Annotated in this window: 18 protein-coding genes; 5 read left to right on the top strand and 13 right to left on the bottom strand. The window is 70.8% G+C overall.

Annotated elements, in window-relative coordinates; genetic code table 11:
* Positions 1 to 26 precede the first annotated feature (26 nt).
* The 4 genes from NG1_RS03550 to NG1_RS03565 all read right to left on the bottom strand — a co-directional run bounded on the left by NG1_RS03550 (position 27) and on the right by NG1_RS03565 (position 3168).
* Positions 27 to 635 (bottom strand): TetR/AcrR family transcriptional regulator, encoded by a 609-nt coding sequence (locus NG1_RS03550; RefSeq protein WP_174315369.1) that lies wholly within the window; start codon positions 633 to 635, stop codon positions 27 to 29.
* Between the two features lie 86 nt (positions 636 to 721).
* The gene (locus NG1_RS03555) at positions 722 to 1552 is read right to left on the bottom strand and encodes an exodeoxyribonuclease III (protein WP_062967943.1); all 831 of its coding nucleotides are present in this window, start codon (positions 1550 to 1552) and stop codon (positions 722 to 724) included.
* A 34-nt stretch (positions 1553 to 1586) separates the two neighbouring features.
* A complete protein-coding gene (locus tag NG1_RS03560; RefSeq protein WP_062967945.1) occupies positions 1587 to 2588 on the bottom strand; it encodes an N-acetylglutamate synthase, CG3035 family in 1002 nt (333 codons plus the stop codon).
* Complete coding sequence (locus NG1_RS03565) at positions 2578 to 3168, bottom strand: peptide deformylase (RefSeq protein ID WP_062967947.1); 591 nt, start codon at positions 3166 to 3168, stop codon at positions 2578 to 2580. Before NG1_RS03565 ends, NG1_RS03560 begins: the two co-directional genes overlap by 11 nt.
* A 170-nt stretch (positions 3169 to 3338) precedes the next feature.
* Between NG1_RS03565 and napA the strand changes: the two genes are divergently transcribed.
* The 5 genes from napA (at position 3339) to NG1_RS03590 (ending at position 7747) form a co-directional block, all read left to right on the top strand.
* A complete protein-coding gene (gene napA, locus NG1_RS03570; protein ID WP_040870643.1) occupies positions 3339 to 3692 on the top strand; it encodes a nucleoid-associated protein NapA in 354 nt (117 codons plus the stop codon).
* A 48-nt stretch (positions 3693 to 3740) separates the two neighbouring features.
* Complete coding sequence (locus NG1_RS03575) at positions 3741 to 4310, top strand: LytR C-terminal domain-containing protein (RefSeq protein WP_062967949.1); 570 nt, start codon at positions 3741 to 3743, stop codon at positions 4308 to 4310.
* Positions 4311 to 4471: 161 nt separating this feature from the next.
* A complete protein-coding gene (gene sodC / locus NG1_RS03580; protein WP_062967951.1) occupies positions 4472 to 5155 on the top strand; it encodes a superoxide dismutase[Cu-Zn] in 684 nt (227 codons plus the stop codon).
* 11 nt (positions 5156 to 5166) lie between these two features.
* Positions 5167 to 6312 (top strand): glutamate--cysteine ligase, encoded by a 1146-nt coding sequence (locus tag NG1_RS03585; RefSeq protein WP_062967953.1) that lies wholly within the window; start codon positions 5167 to 5169, stop codon positions 6310 to 6312.
* Between the two features lie 76 nt (positions 6313 to 6388).
* Entirely contained in the window at positions 6389 to 7747 is a 1359-nt protein-coding gene (locus NG1_RS03590; protein WP_062967955.1) for a phosphatase PAP2 family protein, read from the top strand.
* A gap of 176 nt (positions 7748 to 7923) precedes the next feature.
* Here NG1_RS03590 and mnhG read toward each other — a convergent pair whose 3' ends face one another.
* The 9 genes from mnhG to NG1_RS03635 form a co-directional block, all read right to left on the bottom strand.
* Positions 7924 to 8259: a monovalent cation/H(+) antiporter subunit G gene (gene mnhG / locus NG1_RS03595; protein ID WP_062967957.1), complete on the bottom strand. Its 336-nt coding sequence runs from the start codon at positions 8257 to 8259 to the stop codon at positions 7924 to 7926.
* Entirely contained in the window at positions 8256 to 8516 is a 261-nt protein-coding gene (locus NG1_RS03600; protein WP_040870872.1) for a monovalent cation/H+ antiporter complex subunit F, read from the bottom strand. Before NG1_RS03600 ends, mnhG begins: the two co-directional genes overlap by 4 nt.
* Positions 8513 to 9088: a Na+/H+ antiporter subunit E gene (locus NG1_RS03605; RefSeq protein ID WP_062967959.1), complete on the bottom strand. Its 576-nt coding sequence runs from the start codon at positions 9086 to 9088 to the stop codon at positions 8513 to 8515. Before NG1_RS03605 ends, NG1_RS03600 begins: the two co-directional genes overlap by 4 nt.
* The gene (locus NG1_RS03610; protein ID WP_062967961.1) at positions 9085 to 10698 is read right to left on the bottom strand and encodes a Na+/H+ antiporter subunit D; all 1614 of its coding nucleotides are present in this window, start codon (positions 10696 to 10698) and stop codon (positions 9085 to 9087) included. The genes NG1_RS03605 and NG1_RS03610 overlap by 4 nt, the downstream gene beginning before the upstream one ends.
* Entirely contained in the window at positions 10695 to 11072 is a 378-nt protein-coding gene (locus NG1_RS03615) for a Na(+)/H(+) antiporter subunit C (RefSeq protein ID WP_040870636.1), read from the bottom strand. Before NG1_RS03615 ends, NG1_RS03610 begins: the two co-directional genes overlap by 4 nt.
* Complete coding sequence (locus NG1_RS03620) at positions 11069 to 13963, bottom strand: Na+/H+ antiporter subunit A (RefSeq protein ID WP_062967963.1); 2895 nt, start codon at positions 13961 to 13963, stop codon at positions 11069 to 11071. Before NG1_RS03620 ends, NG1_RS03615 begins: the two co-directional genes overlap by 4 nt.
* 110 nt (positions 13964 to 14073) lie before the next feature.
* Complete coding sequence (locus NG1_RS03625; RefSeq protein ID WP_062967966.1) at positions 14074 to 15375, bottom strand: hypothetical protein; 1302 nt, start codon at positions 15373 to 15375, stop codon at positions 14074 to 14076.
* 135 nt (positions 15376 to 15510) lie between these two features.
* Positions 15511 to 17757 (bottom strand): AAA family ATPase, encoded by a 2247-nt coding sequence (locus NG1_RS03630; protein WP_062967968.1) that lies wholly within the window; start codon positions 17755 to 17757, stop codon positions 15511 to 15513.
* Positions 17758 to 17820: 63 nt separating this feature from the next.
* Complete coding sequence (locus NG1_RS03635; RefSeq protein ID WP_062967970.1) at positions 17821 to 18261, bottom strand: hypothetical protein; 441 nt, start codon at positions 18259 to 18261, stop codon at positions 17821 to 17823.
* Between the last annotated feature and the right edge of the window lie 44 nt (positions 18262 to 18305).

Genomic DNA, 18305 nt, shown 5'->3' on the forward strand with positions numbered 1-18305 from the left:
CCATCGTAGTGCGGCCGCGTCGCCTATCAGGCGTTTCGCAGGGCGCGGTAGACCGCGGCCCCGACGAACGCGCCGAGATCCGCCGGTGTCCAGCCGTCCTGGTCCGCGAGCAGCGCGCGCACCGCCCCCTCGCCCGCGGAGACCCACTGCTCCACCAGCACGGGCAGCTTGCGCTCGGCGTCGGCGGTGCCCCAGGCGCGCAGCGTCGGTCGCAGAAGCTTGGCGCAGCGCTCGATGACCAGCTTGCGGCCGCGACCGAACGAGTTCGCCACGGCGGGGTCGGGGTTGCCGTAGACCAGCCGCCAGGCGTCGGGGCGGCCGGCGGCCTTCGTCAGCAGCGCGCGGAACCCCTCGACGAACACGGTCTCGTCCGCGTCCACGTCGCGCGGCTTCACCACCTCCAGCACGCCGCTGACCAGGTAGCCCTCCTCGCGTTGGATCAGCGCCTCGATCAGCTCGACCCGATCGGCGAAGCAGGCGTAGACCACCGGCCGGGTGACGTTCATCCGCTCCGCGATCGCGGCCATGGTGACCGCGGCGATGCCGTTGTCCACGGCGATGGCGAGCGCGGTGTCGAGTACCTGCGGGCGGCGGCGCTCCGGGCCGAGGTGCTGCGCCCGCTGCCGTTGCCCCATGGCCGAGTCGCTGTTCACCCCGCCCAGCCGGGCGCCGGTTGCCCGGTTCCCGCTGCGGCGGGGGAAGGGCGGCTGCGCGGGGCGGGTCACGAGGGCTCGGGTCCGTCGGCGAATTCGGCGATCACCGGTGCGTGGTCGCTGGCGCCCTTGCCCTTTCGTGCCTCGCGATCGACCATCCCGTCCGTCACGGTGGCGGCGAGCGCGGGGGAGGCGAGGATGAAATCGATGCGCATCCCCTCTTTGCGCGGGAAGCGCAGCTGGGTGTAATCCCAGTAGGTGTAGACGCCCGGCCCGGGCGCGAACGGACGCATGACGTCCGCGTACCCGGCGTCCACGACGGCCTGGAAGGCATCGCGTTCCGGTTTCGACGTGTGCGTCTTGTCGGCGAAGTACTCCACGGACCAGACATCGTCGTCGGTCGGCGCGATGTTCCAGTCGCCCACCAGCGCGATCTTGGCCTGCGGGTCCTCGGCCAGCCAGCGCGCGCCGTTGTCGCGCAGCGCGGCAAGCCATTCCAGCTTGTAGGCGTAGTGCGGGTCGGTCAAGGTGCGGCCGTTGGGTACGTACAGGCTCCACACCCGCACGCCACCGCAGGTGGCCCCGATCGCGCGGGACTCGACGACCGGCGTGCTGATCAGCGACTCGCCCGCGTCCTTGTCGAAACCAGGTTGGTCGGGGAAGGCGAATTCCACGTCGGCGAGGCCGACCCGGGAGGCGATCGCCACTCCGTTCCACTGGTTGATGCCCAGGTGGGCCACTTCGTAGCCCAGTTCGTCGAAGCGCTCGAAGGGGAACTGGTCGTCCCGGCACTTGGTCTCCTGAAGGGCAAGCACGTCGATGTCCTGGCGGTCGAGCCAGTCCGCGACACGGTCGAGCCGGGAGCGGATCGAGTTGACATTCCAGGTGGCGAGACGCACGGCGGCCTTCCTTCGCGCGGGTGACAGGTCTGTTCTACCGCAGGCCGCCGGGCCCGGCGAGTGGCTCCGGCGCGGCGTAGCGGTAGGCGTGGTGTTCGACGAAGCCCAGTTCGCGATACATCGCTCGGGCCGCCTCGTTGGTGGCCTCCACCTGGAGGTAGGCGTGGGTCGCGCCGCGGTCGTGGCCCCAGCGCACCAGCTCGGCGCAGACCAGCGAGCCGAGCCCGTGCCTGCGGTGCGCGGCGGCGACGGCCACGCAGGTGAGGCCGACCCAGCGGCGTCCGTCCGGGGCGGTGGTGAGCGCGCCGCGGCCGATCGCGATGGGGCGCGGCAGGCCGAGCGAGGCGAAGCCGAGTTCGCCGTCGAGGACCGCGGTCAGCACCTCGGGATCCGGTGCGGGAATCGCCTGCCCGGTGTGAACTTCGCCGCCGTAACGGTGCATCTCCAGCCAGTCGGCGTCGGGGGCCGCGGCGATCCGCACCATCGAAGGACCCTGGGGCAGAACGAAATTGTCGATGTCGATGGCGAGCATGAGCGTTTCCCGCCAGCTGTGCCAGCCGGGCGGCACGGGGGCCAGCCGATCGGGCAGCGCGAGCTGCAAGGGCAGGCCGTGCGCGGTGTACCACTCGCCGATCCGGTGCAGCGTCTCCGCGGACACGGTGGCGGGTGCCTCGGAACTGCCCAGCGGCACAGCGGAGTTCGCGCGCCCGGTGTACCCGCGGCCCGCACGCGCCAGCCAGCCGTCGATCCACGCGTGTTCCACGCCCGGCCAGGCGTAGGCGGCCGCTGCCTCCAGCGCGCGGATCTCCTTGGTGCGAATCGGCCTGGGGCCGAGCGCTTTCAGCGCCACCACGCGCTCCGGCGCCACCGAGACGACCGTGCCGTCGGCGCCGCGCACGGTCGGCGGATCCAGCGCGACGAGTTCGCCGATCACGTCGGTCAACGGTTGGGGATAACCCGCGGGCAACCGATAGCGCAGCACCACGCGGCGGCCGAGCGGAATATCGGGCAGCCTGGCGGCGGGGTCAGTCGTCATGCCCGAACGGGTCCGGATCGGTGCCGGGCAGCCAGCTCAAACCCGGTGTGCCCCAGCCGTTGCGTTTGATCGCCTTCTTGGCGGCCCGTGCGTTGCGGCCGATCAGCACGTCCACGTAGAGGAACCCGTCCAGGTGCCCGACCTCGTGCTGGAGCATGCGGGCGAAGAAACCCTTGCCCTCCACCTCGACCGGCTCGCCGCGCTCGTCGGTGCCGGTCACCTTCGCCCAGTCGGCGCGGCCGGTGGGGAACTGCTCGCCGGGCACCGACAGACAGCCCTCCTCGTCGTCGTCCGGGTCGGGCATGGACTCCGGGATCTGCGAGGTCTCCAGTACGGGGTTGACCACCACGCCGCGGCGCCGGGTCGCGGCGCCGTCCGCGCCCAGGTCGGGGCAGTCGTAGACGAACAGGCGCAGCGGAACGCCGACCTGGTTGGCCGCGAGGCCGACGCCGTGCGCCGCGTCGAGCGTCTCGTACATGTCCGCGATGAGCGGAGCCAATTCCTCCGGCGATCGGGTGACCCGTTCGGTCGGGTTGTGCAGAACCGGGTCGCCGACGATCACGATCGGGAGGATTGCCATGGGCCAATTATTGCCGTGGGTGCCACGTCACAGCGCTCCGGGTACCGCGGCTACCGGCAGGTAGGTAACACGCCGCGTCGTGGCCCGGGCGATTCCCGGGCTGCGTGGTTGAATGTTCCGCGACGTACAAGCACCATTTTCGTCTGGTGGTCACTCGGCGAGGGAGCGAGATGGACGGCGCAGCGGCACGGAATCTTTCCGAGAGCCAGGACGGCCCTTCCGCGAGCGAAGATGTCACGACAGGGCAGGCTCCGGCCGACCAGGCGGACGGCTCCGGGTTGAGCCGTCGCGAACTCGACATCCTGGCTTTCGAGCGGCAGTGGTGGAAGTACGCGGGGGCCAAGGAGGAGGCGATCCGCGAGCTGTTCGCCATGTCGCCGACCCGCTACTACCAAGTGCTCAACGCGGTGGTGGACCGGCCGGAGTCGCTGGCCGCCGACCCGATGCTGGTGAAGCGGCTGCGCAGGCTGCGCGCGAGCAGGCAGAAGGCGCGCGCGGCGCGGCGGCTGGGATTCCAGGTCTGACCCGGCGATGCGGACCCGGACCCGCCTCGTGCGACTAGGCTCGCGAGGGTGAGCTACCCGAATCCCACCTCCGGTGGGCCACCGTTGCGCGCCCTTGCGATGGTGCTGATCGCGTTGGCCATCGTCTTCGCCGGTCTGGGCGCGATGTCGTTGTCGAGTTCCGACGCCGACAGCGACGCCTCGGGGACCGGCGAATCGCCCACCTCGAGCGCGACGGCCGCGCCCCAGATCCCGGCGAGCACGACCACGCCCAAGGCGGCGACCTCGGTCGCGTCCTCGTCCACCGCGGTGGCGACGGTCACGCCGACCACGACCGCCGCGCCGACCACCTCCGCGGCGGCCCGTTCGGTCCCGGTGCGCGTGCTGAACAACAGCATGGTCCCCGGACTCGCCGCCAAGACGGCGGGCCAGCTCTCGGCGAGCGGGTGGACGATCGCGGAAACGGGCAACTACCCCGGCGCGAGTATCTCGAAAACCACTGTGTACTACGGCACTTCGCCCGGCGACAAGGAGGCGGCGCAGGCCGTCGCGGACGAGCTCGGCGCGTCGGTGGCGCCGAAGTCGGACGGAATCGGGGACACCGGACCGGGTGTAACGGTGATCGTCACGGGTAACTGACCCGTGTGGCCGCTGTTCGCACGCTCGGACCGGCGAACGTGAGGTGAGGGCGCGCCGCCCTGTCGGGGACACGGCATGGCGGCGTGGCATCATCTTGTCCGGTAACGAACGTGTCCACCCAGCTTTACTCGTAAACTCGGTACTCGTAAAGGAGTTCCCCGATGGCCCCGTCCACAACTCGCCGCCCGTCCTGGCGGACTGTGACCCCGGTGCTCGCGGTCGCGGTGTTCGGCCTCGCCGCCTGCTCGAACAGCCAGGAGTCGAGTGACGTCCAGGGAACCACCCCGCCGGTGTGGACCGGGTCCGCCGCCCCGGCCGGGCAGTCGAGCACCGAGCACGGCACGCCGAGCACGGAGCAGGGGGTGAACGTGCAGTTGAAAGACCCCTCCGGCGCCTCGGTCGGCACCGCGAACTTCGCCAAGGACGGCAACCACCTGCAGGTCACCGTCGAGGCCCACGGGCTGCGCCCCGGCTTCCACGGCCTGCATGTGCACCAGGCGGGCAAGTGCGAGCCGAACTCCGTCGCACCTACCGGCGGCCCGGCGGGCGACTTCCTGTCCGCCGGTGGTCATCTGCAGGTCGGTAGCGCCAACGCGCATCCGGCCAGCGGTGATCTGACCTCGCTGGAGGTGCGTGGCGACGGCGTCGCCAAGCTGGTCACCACCACCGACGCGGTGACGCTGGACGACGTGAAGGGCAAGGCCCTGATCATCCACGCCGACGCCGACAACTTCGGCAACATCCCGAATCGTTACAGCCGCGCCGATGGCGTCGCAGGCCCCGACGAGTCGACCCTAGCGACAGGTGACGCGGGCGGCCGTGTCGCCTGTGGCGTGATCCAGTAGCGCGGTGGTATATGGCCGGGGCAGGAATCGAGCACGTTCCCTTCGAAGGTTCGCCCCGGCCCACGATCGGGGTCGAATGGGAGATCGCCTTGGTGGACAAGGTGACCCGCGACCTGTCGAACACCGCCGCCGCGGTGTTCGATTCACTCGGTGAGCTGCGGGCCCACGACGGCACACCGCAGGTGACCAAGGAGTTGCTGCGCAACACCGTCGAGCTCGTCACCGGCGTGCACGACACCGTGGGGGCGGCGGTGGAGGACCTGACCGGCACCATGAACACGGTGCGGCGCGCGGCCGACCCGCTCGGCGTCGACCTGTTCTGCGCGGGCACCCATCCGTTCGCCCAGTGGTCGGCCCAGCAGCTCACCCGGTCGGAGCACTACGACGAGCTGATCGAGCGCACGCAGTGGTGGGGTCGCCAGATGATGATCTGGGGCGTGCACGTGCACGTCGGAGTGTCCCACCGCGACAAGGTGTTTCCGATCCTGAACTCGTTGCTGCTGTCGTATCCGCATCTGCTCGCGCTGTCGGCGGGCTCGCCGATGTGGTCCGGATCGGACACCGGCTACGCCAGCAACCGGACGCTGATGTTCCAGCAGTTGCCGACCGCGGGCCTGCCGTTCCAGTTCGAGAACTGGACCCAGTTCGAGCATTTCGTGCACGACGAGGTCAAGACCGGTGTGTTCACCCAGCTGGGCGGCATGCACTGGGACATCCGCCCGGCGCCCAAGTGGGGCACCATCGAGGTGCGGGTCTGCGACGGCATCTCCACGCGCGCCGAACTCGCCGCGCTGGCCGCGCTCATCCATTGCCTGATCGTCGACCTGGACCAGCGGGTCGAGAACGGCGAAACCCTGCCCACCCTGCCGCCGTGGCATGTGCAGGAGAACAAGTGGCGGGCCGCCCGGTACGGACTGGACGCGATCATCATCACCGATGCCGACAGCAACGAGCGCCTGGTCACCGACGACCTGGACGATCTGCTGAACCGGCTGGAGCCGACGGCGGCGCGACTGGGCTGCGCGGACGAGCTCGCGATGGTCGCCGAGATCCCCAAGCGGGGCGCGTCCTATCAACGGCAGCGCCGCGTCGCCGCGGCGTCGCAGGGCGACCTGATCGCGGTGGTGGACGCGCTGGTCGACGAGCTGAGACAGTAACGTCCGGGGGCGGCTAGGTCGGCTGTCGTTCAGCTGGCCAGGGGGATGGCGTTCATCCCCCGTTTACTATGGTCGGATGCTAGTCGAAGACCCGGGTGCCAAAGCAGGAAGCGCGGTATCGCGCCGTCCCGTACCGCGGACCCGGGTCCGGGTGACCGCGGCGGTGGCCGCGGTGCCGGTCCTGCTGATCGTGTTGCAGGTCGTCGCTGTCTGGCAGGGGTTCGACGGCCCGCTGGAGAGCGTGGCGCGGGACTACATCGGCACCCCCAAGTCCATGTCGGTGCCCTGGGCGGGGCTGGTCCTCGCGCTGGTGGGCATCTCGGCCCGCCGCAGACTGGTCGCGGTGGGCGCCGCGGTCGCCGTCGACGTGGTGTGGGCGGGCGCCCGCTTGCTGGCCGGAGAGCCGTTCGTGATCGGGAACGGACCGGTGATCGTGCTGACCGGCCTGGCGCTGGTGGCCTGGCTGCGCTGGTCCGGCGCCGAACGGCGGAACGCCCTGCACGCGGCCGCGCTCGGCGCGCTGCTCATCCTGGCCACCAAGGTCGGCGACGTCTGGCTGCACGTCACCGTGATCGGCAGGCCGACGGTGCTCGACGAATACGTGATCCTGGCCGACCACGCGCTGGGCGATCCGTCGTGGGTGCTCGGCCGGGCGGTCGACGCGCTCGGGCCGGTGGTCTACGCGGTGCTGCACTGGGTCTACATCGAGCTGCCCGTGGCGGCCATCGTCGTGGCGGTGTGGCAGCTGCGCGGGGTGGTGTCGTCGGGGCGATGGCCGTCGCACTATCTGGTGCGTACTTTCCTGGTGCTCGGATTGATCGGTCCCCTGGTGTACGTGCTGTTCCCGGTGGTCGGGCCGATGTTCGCGTTCGGACCGGACGGAAACGGGCTGCAATTGGGCAACTACTGGCCGGGTGTGGTGCCGCCGATCGACCGGAATCCGCAGCCGCTGCCGTTCGACGCGGCGATCCCGCGCAACTGCATGCCCTCGATGCACACGGCCTGGGCGCTGTCGGTGTTCCTGCACACCCGCCGCGACAGCGACGGCGAGCCGGCCCCGGCCTGGCTGCGCTGGGGCGGCGCGTTCTGGCTGCTGGCCACCCTCACCGCCACTCTCGGTTTCGGCTACCACTACGGCATCGACCTGGTCGCGGGCGCGGTGCTGTGCCTCACCGTCGAATCGGCGCTGCGCGAGCCGGAGCGCGGCTGGGGATGGTTCCGGTTCCGGCTGGTCGGCTCCGGTGTGGTCGTCCTGGCCGCGCTACTGCTGGCCTACCGCTACCTCGCGGTGCCGATGGCCGAGTACCCGGTGCTCGCGGGCACGGTGGTGCTCGGACTGCTGGCCGGACTGGCGGCGGCGTTCCACGCGACGTGGTTCGTGACCGTGCGGCAACCGCTGCGGGCCGAACGAGAGGTCGAACCCGCCACGCCCTGAGCGGGTCCGGCCGAGCCGGTCGGCGTGAGGAGGGCGAAGAGCCCGGCCAGCACCAGCGTCCAGACGTTGGCGTGCCGGCGCAGCTGGATCGTGGCGCCCGCCAGGCGGCCAACAGGCGAGCATGGAAGCTGCTGAACGAGCCACAGCGTGGCGTCTGCTGAGCCGAGCGCGTCGGGCTAATCGACGTCGTCGTCACGCAACGCGTTGACACGCAACAGACCGTCGCGGTAGCGCTGCTCGCGGTAGGCGGTGCGGCCGATGAGGTGGGCGATCACCGGGGCCGTGAGCAGGGTGAACAGCCCGACCAGCACCAGCGTCCAGACGTTGGCGTGCCCGCGCAGCTGGATCGCGGCGCCCGCCAGCACCAGGATCAGCCCGATGACCTGCGGTTTTGTGGCGGCGTGCATCCGGGTGAGGGTGTCGGGGAAGCGCACGATCCCGATCGCCGCGGTCAGCGCCAGCGTCGAGCCGAACAGGATCAGGGCGCCCGCGAGCGCGTGCCAGAGGTTCATTTGTCGTCCCGCACCCGGAATCGGGACACCGCGGCCGAGCCGAGGAATCCGACCAGCGCCAGCGCGACGATCGCGGGCACCACGGTGGTGTCGGCGCTGTAGGCCGCCCACACGGCCAGGCCGGAGGCGGCGATGGCCATCAGCGAGTCGACGCCGACGACCCGGTCCAGCGTGCTCGGCCCCATGACGACTCGGTAGGTGGTGAGCAGCCCGGCCGCGGTCAGGATGACGGCGGCGATCACGGCGACGACGGTCACGATGGCACCTCCGGGAGCGCGGCGGTCCGGGAGCGCGGCCAGCCGGTCGGACGTTCGAACGCATCGATCATCAGGCGTTCCAGCCGCCGGGTGATCCGGTAGAACTTGTCCACGGCGGCGTCGCTGCCGACGTCGAGGACGTGGACGTAGACGACCCAGCGCCTGCGATCGATCTCCAGCACCATCGTGCCGGGGATCAGGTTGAGCACATCGGTCCACAGCACCAGCACCAGATCCGATCTCGTGCGGGCGTATACCCGCAGCACCCCGGACACCGGCATCGGAGCAGGGCGGATCGCGAACCAGGCGACCTGGAGGCTCGACTCCAGCGCGTAGTACGCGCTGGCCACGATCAACGCGACCAGCGGCAGCGGGTTCAAACGGCCGGACACCGGCACGCGCGGCAGCGGCAGCGCCAGCATGATCAGCGCGGCGACCACGAGCCCGCCCAGCAGGTTCGCGGCGCTGAGATCGCCCCATAGGGCGAGCCAGACCATGGTGAGCCACGCGAGTACGCCGATTCGGACGACCGTCTCGCGCCGCCGGCCGCGTCCGCTCTGCTCGACGCTCATCGCGGGCCTCCCGCATCGCCGCGCGAATCACCCAGTACCGCACCGATGTACACGCCGGGGTCGCGCAGGTCGGCCGCGGCCCGGTCGGCGATCGTGAGAATCGGGCCGGCCAGCACGGTCAGGCACAACCCGACCGTCACGAGCGCCGCGGTGGACAACACCATCAGCGGCGGCATCCGGCCGGGGTCGGTGCGCTCGTCGTAATGCACATCGGTCGCGTCCTCGATGAGCGTCGGGGGCTTCGCCGCGGTGAGATGGCCCTCCGGCGCGTCCGCGCGGGGCCGCCAGAACGCTTTGCTCCACACCCTGGCCACGGTATAGAGCGTGAGCAGGCTGGTGAGCACGGCGCCGCCGACCAGCACCCAGGCCAGCGCGCTGCCGCGCTCGGCGCCCGCCTGCAAGAGCGCCACCTTGCCGATGAATCCGGAGAACGGCGGTATGCCGCCGAGATTCAGCGCGGGGATCAGGAACAGCACCGCGAGCAGCGGGCTGGCCGCGGCGAGCCCGCCCAGTCTGCGCAGCGAGGTCGATCCGGCTTGCCGCTCGATCAGGCCGGCCACCAGGAACAGCGCCGTCTGCACCAGGATGTGGTGCGCCACGTAGAACACCGCGCCCGCCAGCCCGGACGCGGTGGCCAGACCGACCCCGAACACCATGTATCCGATGTGGCTGACCAGTGTGAACGACAGCAGACGGCGGATGTCGCTCTGCGCGATGGCGCCGAGGATGCCGACGAGCATGGTGAGCAGGCCGCACACCAGCAGCACCGAGTCGAAGCCGCCGTCGGGGAACAGCAGCGAGTGGGTCCGGATGATCGCGTACACACCCACTTTGGTGAGCAGGCCGGCGAACACGGCGGTGACCGGAGCCGGGGCGGTCGGGTAGGAGTCGGGCAGCCAGTTCGACAGCGGGAAGACGGCCGCCTTGATGCCGAACGCCACCAGCAGCACCGCGAAGATCGCCGTGCGGGTGCCGTCCGGCACGGCGCCGAACCGGACGGCGAGCTGGGCGAGATTCAGCGTTCCGGTGGCCGCGTAGGTCAGCCCGATGCCGGTGAGGAAGATCAGCGACGAGACCATCGACACCATCACGTAGGCCACGCCCGCCCGGATGCGCTCGGTGGTCGCGCCCACCGTCAGCAGCACGAACGAGGCCGCGAGCAGGATCTCGAAGCCCACGAAGAGGTTGAACAGGTCACCGGCCAGGAAGGCGGCCGAGACACCGGCGGTCAGCACCAGATACGTGGGGCGGTAGATGGAGGTGGGCTGCCGTTCGTCGCCGTCGCGGATGTTCTGGCCCGCGCCGTAGAGGGCGACCGAGAGCAGCACGATGGACGAGACGAGCAGCATCGCCGCGGAGAGCCGGTCCACCACCAGCGTGATGCCGATCGGGGCCGCCCAGTTGCCGACCTGCAACGCGGTGGTGCCGTCCCGGTCGGCCAGATACAGCAGCAACCCGCAGATCACCACGACGGCGGTGAGCGCGCCGACGATGACCACGCTCTGGATGCGGGGCCTGCGGCCGAACACGAGGGTGGCGGCGGCGCCGAGCAGCGGAACGAGTACCGGCAGCGGCGCGAGGATCGGCAGCAGGCCGGGCGAGAGGTTCACGTCTCCGGATCCTCTCCGGCGCGCCGCCGGGCGACATCCTCGTCTTCCTGGTCGTTGGCGACGTCGTCGCTGGTGGTGAGCATGTAGGCGCGGTAGGCGAGGGCGAGCACGAATGCCGCGATGCCCATGGTGATCACGATGGCGGTGAGCACCATCGCCTGGGCGAGCGGGTCGGCCATCTCCTCGGTCTCGGCCGCGCCGCGGATGGGCGGCTTGCCGTTGGCGCCGCCAGCGGTGAGGATCAGCAGGTTCACCGCGTTGCCGAACAGGATCAGCCCGAGCAGCATCTTCGACACCGCGCGTTCCAGGAGCAGATACACCCCGCACGCGACCAGGATGCCGATCACGATCAGCAGGGTCAGATTCGCCGTCATGCGCCGGAACCGCCCTTCGTGGCCGGGGTGTCGGCGTCGGCCAGCTCGCTGTCCAGCCGCGCGCCGAGGCTGCGCAGCACGTCCAGCACCAGGCCGACCACGATGAGATAGACGCCGAGATCGAACAGCAGCGCGGTGACCACCTTGATGTGGCCGACCACCGGCAGCGAGACCTCGATGATCGCCGAGGACAGCGGCGGCGCGCCGAGCAGCAGCGACGACACCGCGGTGCCCGCGGCCAAGGTGAGGCCCGCGCCGAGAACATGGCCCGCGTCGACGGGGAGCGCCTCGCCCAGTTCGTAGCGGCCGCCCGCGAGATACCGCAGGGTCAGCGCGAGCCCCGCGGTGAGTCCGCCCGCGAACCCGCCGCCCGGCGCGTTGTGACCGGAGAAGAAGAAGTAGACCGACAGCACCATGATGGTCGGGAACACCAGCCGCGTGGTGATTTGCAGGACCATCGACCGATCGGCCCGGTCGACCAACCGGCCCGCGGGCAGCCAGCTCACCAGTTCCGGGTCGTAATCGGGGGAGTCCGCCGCGCGCGGGGCGCTGCCGAAACGCCTGCTGCGGAACACCAGGGAGGCGACGCCCGTGGCGGCGACGACGAGTACCGAGATCTCGCCGAGGGTGTCCCACGCCCGCAGGTCTACGAGCAATACGTTCAGGGCGTTCTTTCCACCACCGAATGTGTAGGCGGCCTCGGGGATCCGGGGCCAGACGGGTTCGGCGGTGCGCGCCGCGACGGCGAAACCGGCCAGGACCGCGACCACCGTTCCGGTCCCCGCGGCCAGAATCGCCCTGCGGATCTTGAACGCGGTCCTGCGGCGGGCCTCGATCCGCGCGGGGAAGGCGCGCAGGACGAGGACGAAGATCACCAGTGTCAGCGTCTCCACCAGGAATTGGGTCAGCGCGAGGTCGGGCGCGCCGTGCAGCGCGAAGATCACGCCGCTGCCGTATCCGGTCACGCCCACCACCAGCACGCTCGCCAATCGGTTGCGCAGCACCGTCGCGGCGATCGCGGTCACCGCCATGATCACGCCGACGGCCGCTTGCAGCGGCGAATCCCACAGGCGCAGCGTGACGCCGGTGCGGGTGCCGAGGGCGAGCAGGACGGTCGGCAGGATGATCAGGGTGACCAGGATCGCCGCCTGGCTCAGCGGCAGCGACCCGCGTTGCACGGTGCCGGTCATTCGCAGCGAGAGGGTGTCCATCGCGCGCAACGTGGCGTCGTAGGCGCGGTCGGCGTTGCCGAGGCGCGGGTGCGCCGATTCGGTGAAGCGGGCGCGCAGCCGGTACAGCCCGACACCGACCGCGACGATCAGCAGCGTCCACGCCGGCACGGGGGTGAAGCCGTGCCACAGCGCCAGATGGGAAAGCGGGGGTCCGGCAAACGTTTCGGCATAGGGGCGCAACCGTGCGTCCAGCCAGGACGGCGCGAGACCGGCCGCGAGGCTCGCGGCGGCGAGGATCACCGGTGCCGCCAGGAAAAGCGCGCCCGGCGGGTGCCAGCGGAGCCGATCCTCGGATTCCCGCCCGGCGAAGGGCACTTCGCTCGGATGGTGGGCCGGGGGCACGGCGCCGGGAGCGGGGTCCGGCTCGACACCCTTGTCCGCGAAGGCGCCCCAGACGAACCTGATGCTGTAGCCGACGGTCAGCATCGAGCCCAGCACCACCCCGGCGAACACCCCGCCGCGGGCGGGCGCGGCGAGGATGTCCGCGTCCAGCACGGCGCTCAGTGCGCTCTCCTTACCGACGAAGCCGAGCAGCGGCGGAATGCCCGCCATGCTGAGCGCGGCGAGGATCGCGGTGGCGCACAGCACCGGCGCCCGGCGGCCGAGACCGGACAACCGGCGTAGGTCGCGGGTTCCCGCACCGTGATCGATGATCCCGACCACCAGGAACAGGCTCGCCTTGAACAGCGCGTGCGCGACGATCATCGTCACTCCGGCCAGCGCTGCGGCGGGCGTGCCGAGGCCGACCAGCACGATCAGGAAGCCCAGCTGGCTCACCGTGCCGAAGGCCAGCACCAATTTCAGATCCACGACCTGTAGTGCGCGCAGCCCGGCCAACAGCATCGACGCCAGGCCGAGGGTGAGCACCATCGGGTGCCACACCGGGTTCTGCGCGAACGCGGGTGCGAGCCGGGCGATCAAGTACACACCGGCCTTCACCATGGCCGCGGCGTGCAGGTACGCGCTCACCGGCGTCGGCGCGGCCATCGCGCCGGGCAGCCAGAAATGCAAGGGCACCACGGCGGATTTGGTGAGCGCGCCCACCAGCAGCAGCGCCACCGCCACGTCGACGGCCGTCCCGCTCGGAGCGCCGGACAGCAGATCCGACAGCAGATAGCTGCCGTTCGCGGTGCCGAGCACGACGATGCCGGCCAGCATCGCCAATCCGCCCGCCCCGGTAACCAGCAGCGCCTGGATCGCGGCCCGTCTGCTGGCCGCCTGCTCGGCGTTGTGGCCGATCAGCAGGAACGACAGCACCGTTGTCGCTTCCCAGAACACGTAGAGCAGCACCATGTTGTCGCTGGTGACCAGCCCGAACATGGCCCCGGCGAACGCGACGAGCTCGGCGGCGAACACCCCCAGCCGCGGCTCGTCGTTCTCGAAGTACCTGGCGCAGTACACCAGCACCAGCGCTCCGATGCCCAGCACGAGCAGGCACAGGATGGCAGCGAGCGTGTCGAAACGCAGATCGATGTTCAGGCCGATGCTCGGCGCCCAGGTCAGCCGGACGCGCTGCGGCTCGGACCAATTCGCGATCACCCAGGCCGAACTGCCGAGCGGGACCGCGGCCAGCAGGTAGAAAGCGTTGCGCCCCAGTGCCCGCACCCCCAGCGGAGCCACCAGGGCGGCTGCGGCGTGCACGAGCAGGATTGCGAGCAAACTTCACTCCGTCGAGTCGGGGCGGCGGGGTGTTCGGGACAAGCCTACGGAAAGCCTGCGTCTTTCGCGGCAGGGGTGAGTATGGCGTCCGCCATCCCCGCGAATCGGGGCTATATATCCGCTAACGATTCGCTTTCCGGTTGCCCTTTCGGCTGCGACTTACAGCGCGGCCGCAATCTCCGCAGCATGATCAGCCCGATCGCGCTGCCGATGACGATGGCCAGCGCGGTGCGCCCCGGCGTCGCGTCGTGTACCGCCACGTCCTCGCGCCAGTCCTTGACCCGGTCCGGCATCACCGACACCGCCGAAGGAAGGTAGAGCGCGGTGAGCGCGAGCACACCGCCGGGCGGGTAATGCGGCCGCACCGTCCCGCAGCAGTAACCCGCGGTCAACGCGATGATCCCGCTGATCACGGCGAAGGCGACGGTACCCGACGACGTCGAGGTGACCTGGGCGAAGACCGTGATGCCGATGAGGAACATGATGGCGAGAGCGGTCGAGGGCATCCGGGAGCCGATGAACAGTCCGGCGGCGGTCAACGCGATGAGCACCGCCGAGGTCCAGCCGGGCCGGACGGCGTAGCCGACTGCGTCGACCGCCGCGGTGAGGCTCACGGCCAGGTACACGCCGGCGCCGTCGCGGCCGGGCAGCAGCATGGCCGCCGCGGTCGCGCTCACGATGGTCGCGGCGACGACGATCGCGATCTCGATCGCGTGACTCTCGGCGGGCAGTTTGCTGTACTGGCGGCCCAGCCATTCCGTGCCGGCCAGTATCACCAGCGCGAGCACCATGGCGGCGAGGATCGGCGTCACCGGCAGGGCGATCGCCATCCCCGGCGTCTTGGGCTCCTCGGTGCGCTTCCAGTTGTGCAAGGTGCTGATCACCAGCAGGGCCAGGGCGACGCCAATCATCCAGCGCGTCGGAGTCTCCAGCACCGCGTACGGATCCGGGTTGATGTCGAGCAGGTTCGCGAGATCGCCGAAGCCGAAGAATCCGACGCCGCCCACCGCGAACGCGGCGCCCGGCAACGGTCTGCGCAGCACCACGGCGCCCAGCCCGCCGAGCAGCACGGCGGCGCAGATCGAGTCGATGTAGTTCTGCGTGGTCAGCATCTCGGCCGTCGCCACGTGGCGTCCGACGAAGTGATTGATCAGCTGGGCCAGCGCGGCGGCCGTCGCCGTGGCCCACCCGGTCAACGGCCGCTTGGTCGTGGCGACCAGCACGGCGACCGCCACGGCGACGATCACTCCCAACGCCGCGCTGCGCGGCACGCTGTTGAGCAGACCGGCGATCCGGTACGACGTGGACTGGCCTCGGGTGCTGACGGTGACCGGCAGGAACAGCGTGACACCCGCGACCGCGGCTCCCGTGAAGGCCGTCGTCGCGTCGACAATCTCGCCGACCCTGCGCACGGTTGTCGAACTTACCCGTGGTCCGCGCGCGATCTAGGGATTGCCGAATATTCGCTAGAAAATGTCTCTCATGGGAAAAATGCGGCTCACACCGTTTTGCCAGAGATTGTCTGAAGGGCGATGACTGCTCGCCGCCTACCCGCGGCTGTCGGCAGAGCGGCGCAACGTATCGATCTGCGACGGGTCCAGCGAGGGCCGCACCACCGTCTGGGCGGCCAGCACGTCGGCGGCGGTGACATCGGCGGCGTGCAGGTCCCGGCGCATCGCCGTGAGCGCGGATTCGCGCAGCAGCGCGGCGCAGTCGGCGGCGGAGTAACCCTCCAGTTCCTCCGCGAGGGCGCCGAGATCGACGTCGGCGGCCAGCGGCACCGCACGCCCGGCGGTGCGCAGGATCTCCCGTCGGGCGGCGGCGTCCGGCGGCGGTACGAAGACCAGCCGTTCGAGCCTGCCGGGGCGAAGCAGCGCCGGATCGATCAGCTCCGGCCGGTTGGTCGCGCCCAGCACCACTACGTCGCGCAGCGGTTCCACGCCGTCGAGTTCGGTGAGCAGTGCCGCGACCACCCGGTCGCCCACACCCGCGTCGGCACTTTGCCCCCGGCGTGGGGCCAGCGCGTCCACCTCGTCGAGGAAGATCAGCGACGGCGCGGAATCGCGTGCGCGCTGGAACAGTTCCCGCACCGCGCGCTCCGACGAGCCGACCCACCGGTCCAGCAGCTCGGCGCCCTTGACCGCGTGCACGCTGAGCTGACCGGTACCGGCCAGCGCGCGCACCAGGAAGGTCTTGCCGCAGCCGGGCGGGCCGTAGAGCAGCACCCCGCGCGGTGGCTCGATGCCCAGGCGGGCGAAGGAGTCGGGGTGCCGCAGCGGCCACAGCACCGCCTCGGTGAGCGCCTGCTTGGTTTCCGCCATGTCGCCGACATCGTCGAGGTGCAGGCTGCCGATGGCGAGTTCCTCCATGCCCGAGCGCGACAGCGGCCGGATGACCTCCAGCGCGCCGACCAGGTCGGGTTGGGTGAGCTGTGGATTGCCGTGCTCCCTGGCCCGCGACGCCGCGCGCAGCGCCGCCTCCCGGCACAGCGCCGCCAGATCGGACACCACGAATCCGGGTGTACGCGCCGCGATCTCCTCGAGTCTCAGATCCGCGGTCGGCACCCGGCGCAGCAGGTGCTCCAGCAGCGCCTTGCGCACGGCGGCGGTGGGCAGCGGCAGCGCGAGTTCGCGGTCGCACAGATCCGGCGCCCGCAACCGCGGATCGATGCCGGCGGGATGCGCGGTGGTGGCGATGAACGCGACGCAGGGTTCGGCGATCGCGGCGCGCAACTGGTCCAGGATGAGCGTGGCGACCGGCTCGGCGTCGGCGGGCAGCAGCGCGTCGATGTCGGTGATCAGCAGGACGCCGCCCTTGCCGCAGCCGATGTCGGCCACCGCCTCGGCGACCTCGCGCAGCCGCGCACCGCTCTCGGCCGCGCCGATGGTGGGGCCGTCCAGTTCCACTATGCGCCGCGGCGCCGCGACCGCGCGGGCCAGCGTGGCCTTGCCTACGCCTGCCGGGCCGGTGATCAGCACGCCGAGATGCGGACGCGCGCCGAGGGTGCGCAACAGTTCGGGCTCGTCCAAGGCGAGGCTGAGCCACTCCTGGAGCTTCGCGGCCTGAGTGCGCGCGCCCGCCAGGTCTTCGACCGAGATGCCCGGTGTGACATCGCCTGCCACCGCGACGCCGTCGGGGCCCGTGACCGCACCGGGGGCGAGGGCTCCCCCGACGCCGCGGGATCCCTCGTCCACCGTGAGCGGTGCTCCGGCCGACGCCGGGATGTCCCACGCGGCGACCGCGCCCGCACCCCAGGTCACCGCGGTATTCGGCTGAACGCTCACGGGGCCGCGCGGATCGGTGGCGGTGACGGTGAGCAGCTCCGTGGTCCAGGCGATGCCGAAGGTGCGCGACAGCGCCTGGGTGGCCGCCGCGGAGCTGATGTCGGGGCCGAGGTCGCGCGGCAACAGGGAGACCGCGTCGCCGACCGTGACGACCTTCCCGAGCATCGCCTGCCGCAGCGTGGCGGCCGGAATCGTGCGGGTGGCGTGCACCGAGCCGCTCACCGTGATCTGTTTCGCGCCGTAGACGGTCGCGGGGGAGACCACCACGGTCGCGTCCTCGCGCAGCCCGGCGTTGGACAGCGTCACGTCGTCGAGCAGGGCGACTCCGGCGGGCGTTCCCTGCCGGGCGACGCCGACCACCGCGGCCGTGCGGCGGGAGCCGACCAGCATGATTCCGTCCCACTCGCGCAACCCGAGCGCGGTCAGCGCCTCCGGATGCAGCCGGACCACCCCGCGGCGGGCATCGGCGGCCGAGGGATTCAGGCGGGCGGTGAGTGCCAGTTCTGCCACTGTGCCATTCTGCCGCGCGGCCCGCGATCGGTCACGGTTCGTCGTCCCCGAATACGCGGACGGCTACTTCTTCACGATTCCGGCCGCGACCGCGACCGAGGTGTCGGCAACGCTCGGCGCCAGGCAGACCAGCTTGGCGGTGCCCAGCGCGACGTTCGGGCTGCCGTCGAACGGGCCGCCGGGGTTCTCCGCCAGGATCTGCTCGATCAGCGCTTTCTCCTGGTCGGTGTCGAGCTTGCGGAACTCACCGCAGGTGGTGCTCGACGCGGGACCGAGGGAGGAGTCGCGCTGCTCGGTCGTGACCGGGGCGTCGGTGTCCGACGGGGAACTCGGCGTCGCGGTGCCGGGAGCGGTCGTGGTGTGCGCGACCGAGGTGGACGTGGTCGTGCTCGCGGCGCCCTTGCGCAATCCGTTCGCGTCGGCGGACTCGTCCCCTCCGCCGCAGCCTGCCAGCAGGAAACCCACCGTCCCGGCGATCAGGACGATGGCGGAAGTTCGTTTCATACCGTGCTTTCCCGGGTGGATCGTGGTGCCGGAGGCCCCGGCGT

It is taken from the genome of Nocardia gamkensis NBRC 108242 (genome assembly GCF_001612985.1).
Taxonomy (GTDB): Bacteria; Actinomycetota; Actinomycetes; order Mycobacteriales; family Mycobacteriaceae; genus Nocardia; species Nocardia gamkensis.

Bases quoted from the DNA above. Each gene is read 5' to 3' on its own strand.
- sodC (WP_062967951.1), top strand. From the start codon at position 4,472: ATGGCCCCGTCCACAACTCGCCGCCCGTCCTGGCGGACTGTGACCCCG.
- NG1_RS03550 (WP_174315369.1), bottom strand. From the start codon at position 635: ATGGGGCAACGGCAGCGGGCGCAGCACCTCGGCCCGGAGCGCCGCCGC.
- NG1_RS03585 (WP_062967953.1), top strand. From the start codon at position 5,167: ATGGCCGGGGCAGGAATCGAGCACGTTCCCTTCGAAGGTTCGCCCCGG.
- mnhG (WP_062967957.1), bottom strand. From the start codon at position 8,259: ATGAACCTCTGGCACGCGCTCGCGGGCGCCCTGATCCTGTTCGGCTCG.
- NG1_RS03590 (WP_062967955.1), top strand. From the start codon at position 6,389: ATGCTAGTCGAAGACCCGGGTGCCAAAGCAGGAAGCGCGGTATCGCGC.
- napA (WP_040870643.1), top strand. From the start codon at position 3,339: ATGGACGGCGCAGCGGCACGGAATCTTTCCGAGAGCCAGGACGGCCCT.
- NG1_RS03565 (WP_062967947.1), bottom strand. From the start codon at position 3,168: ATGGCAATCCTCCCGATCGTGATCGTCGGCGACCCGGTTCTGCACAAC.
- NG1_RS03605 (WP_062967959.1), bottom strand. From the start codon at position 9,088: ATGAGCGTCGAGCAGAGCGGACGCGGCCGGCGGCGCGAGACGGTCGTC.
- NG1_RS03615 (WP_040870636.1), bottom strand. From the start codon at position 11,072: ATGACGGCGAATCTGACCCTGCTGATCGTGATCGGCATCCTGGTCGCG.
- NG1_RS03560 (WP_062967945.1), bottom strand. From the start codon at position 2,588: ATGACGACTGACCCCGCCGCCAGGCTGCCCGATATTCCGCTCGGCCGC.
- NG1_RS03635 (WP_062967970.1), bottom strand. From the start codon at position 18,261: ATGAAACGAACTTCCGCCATCGTCCTGATCGCCGGGACGGTGGGTTTC.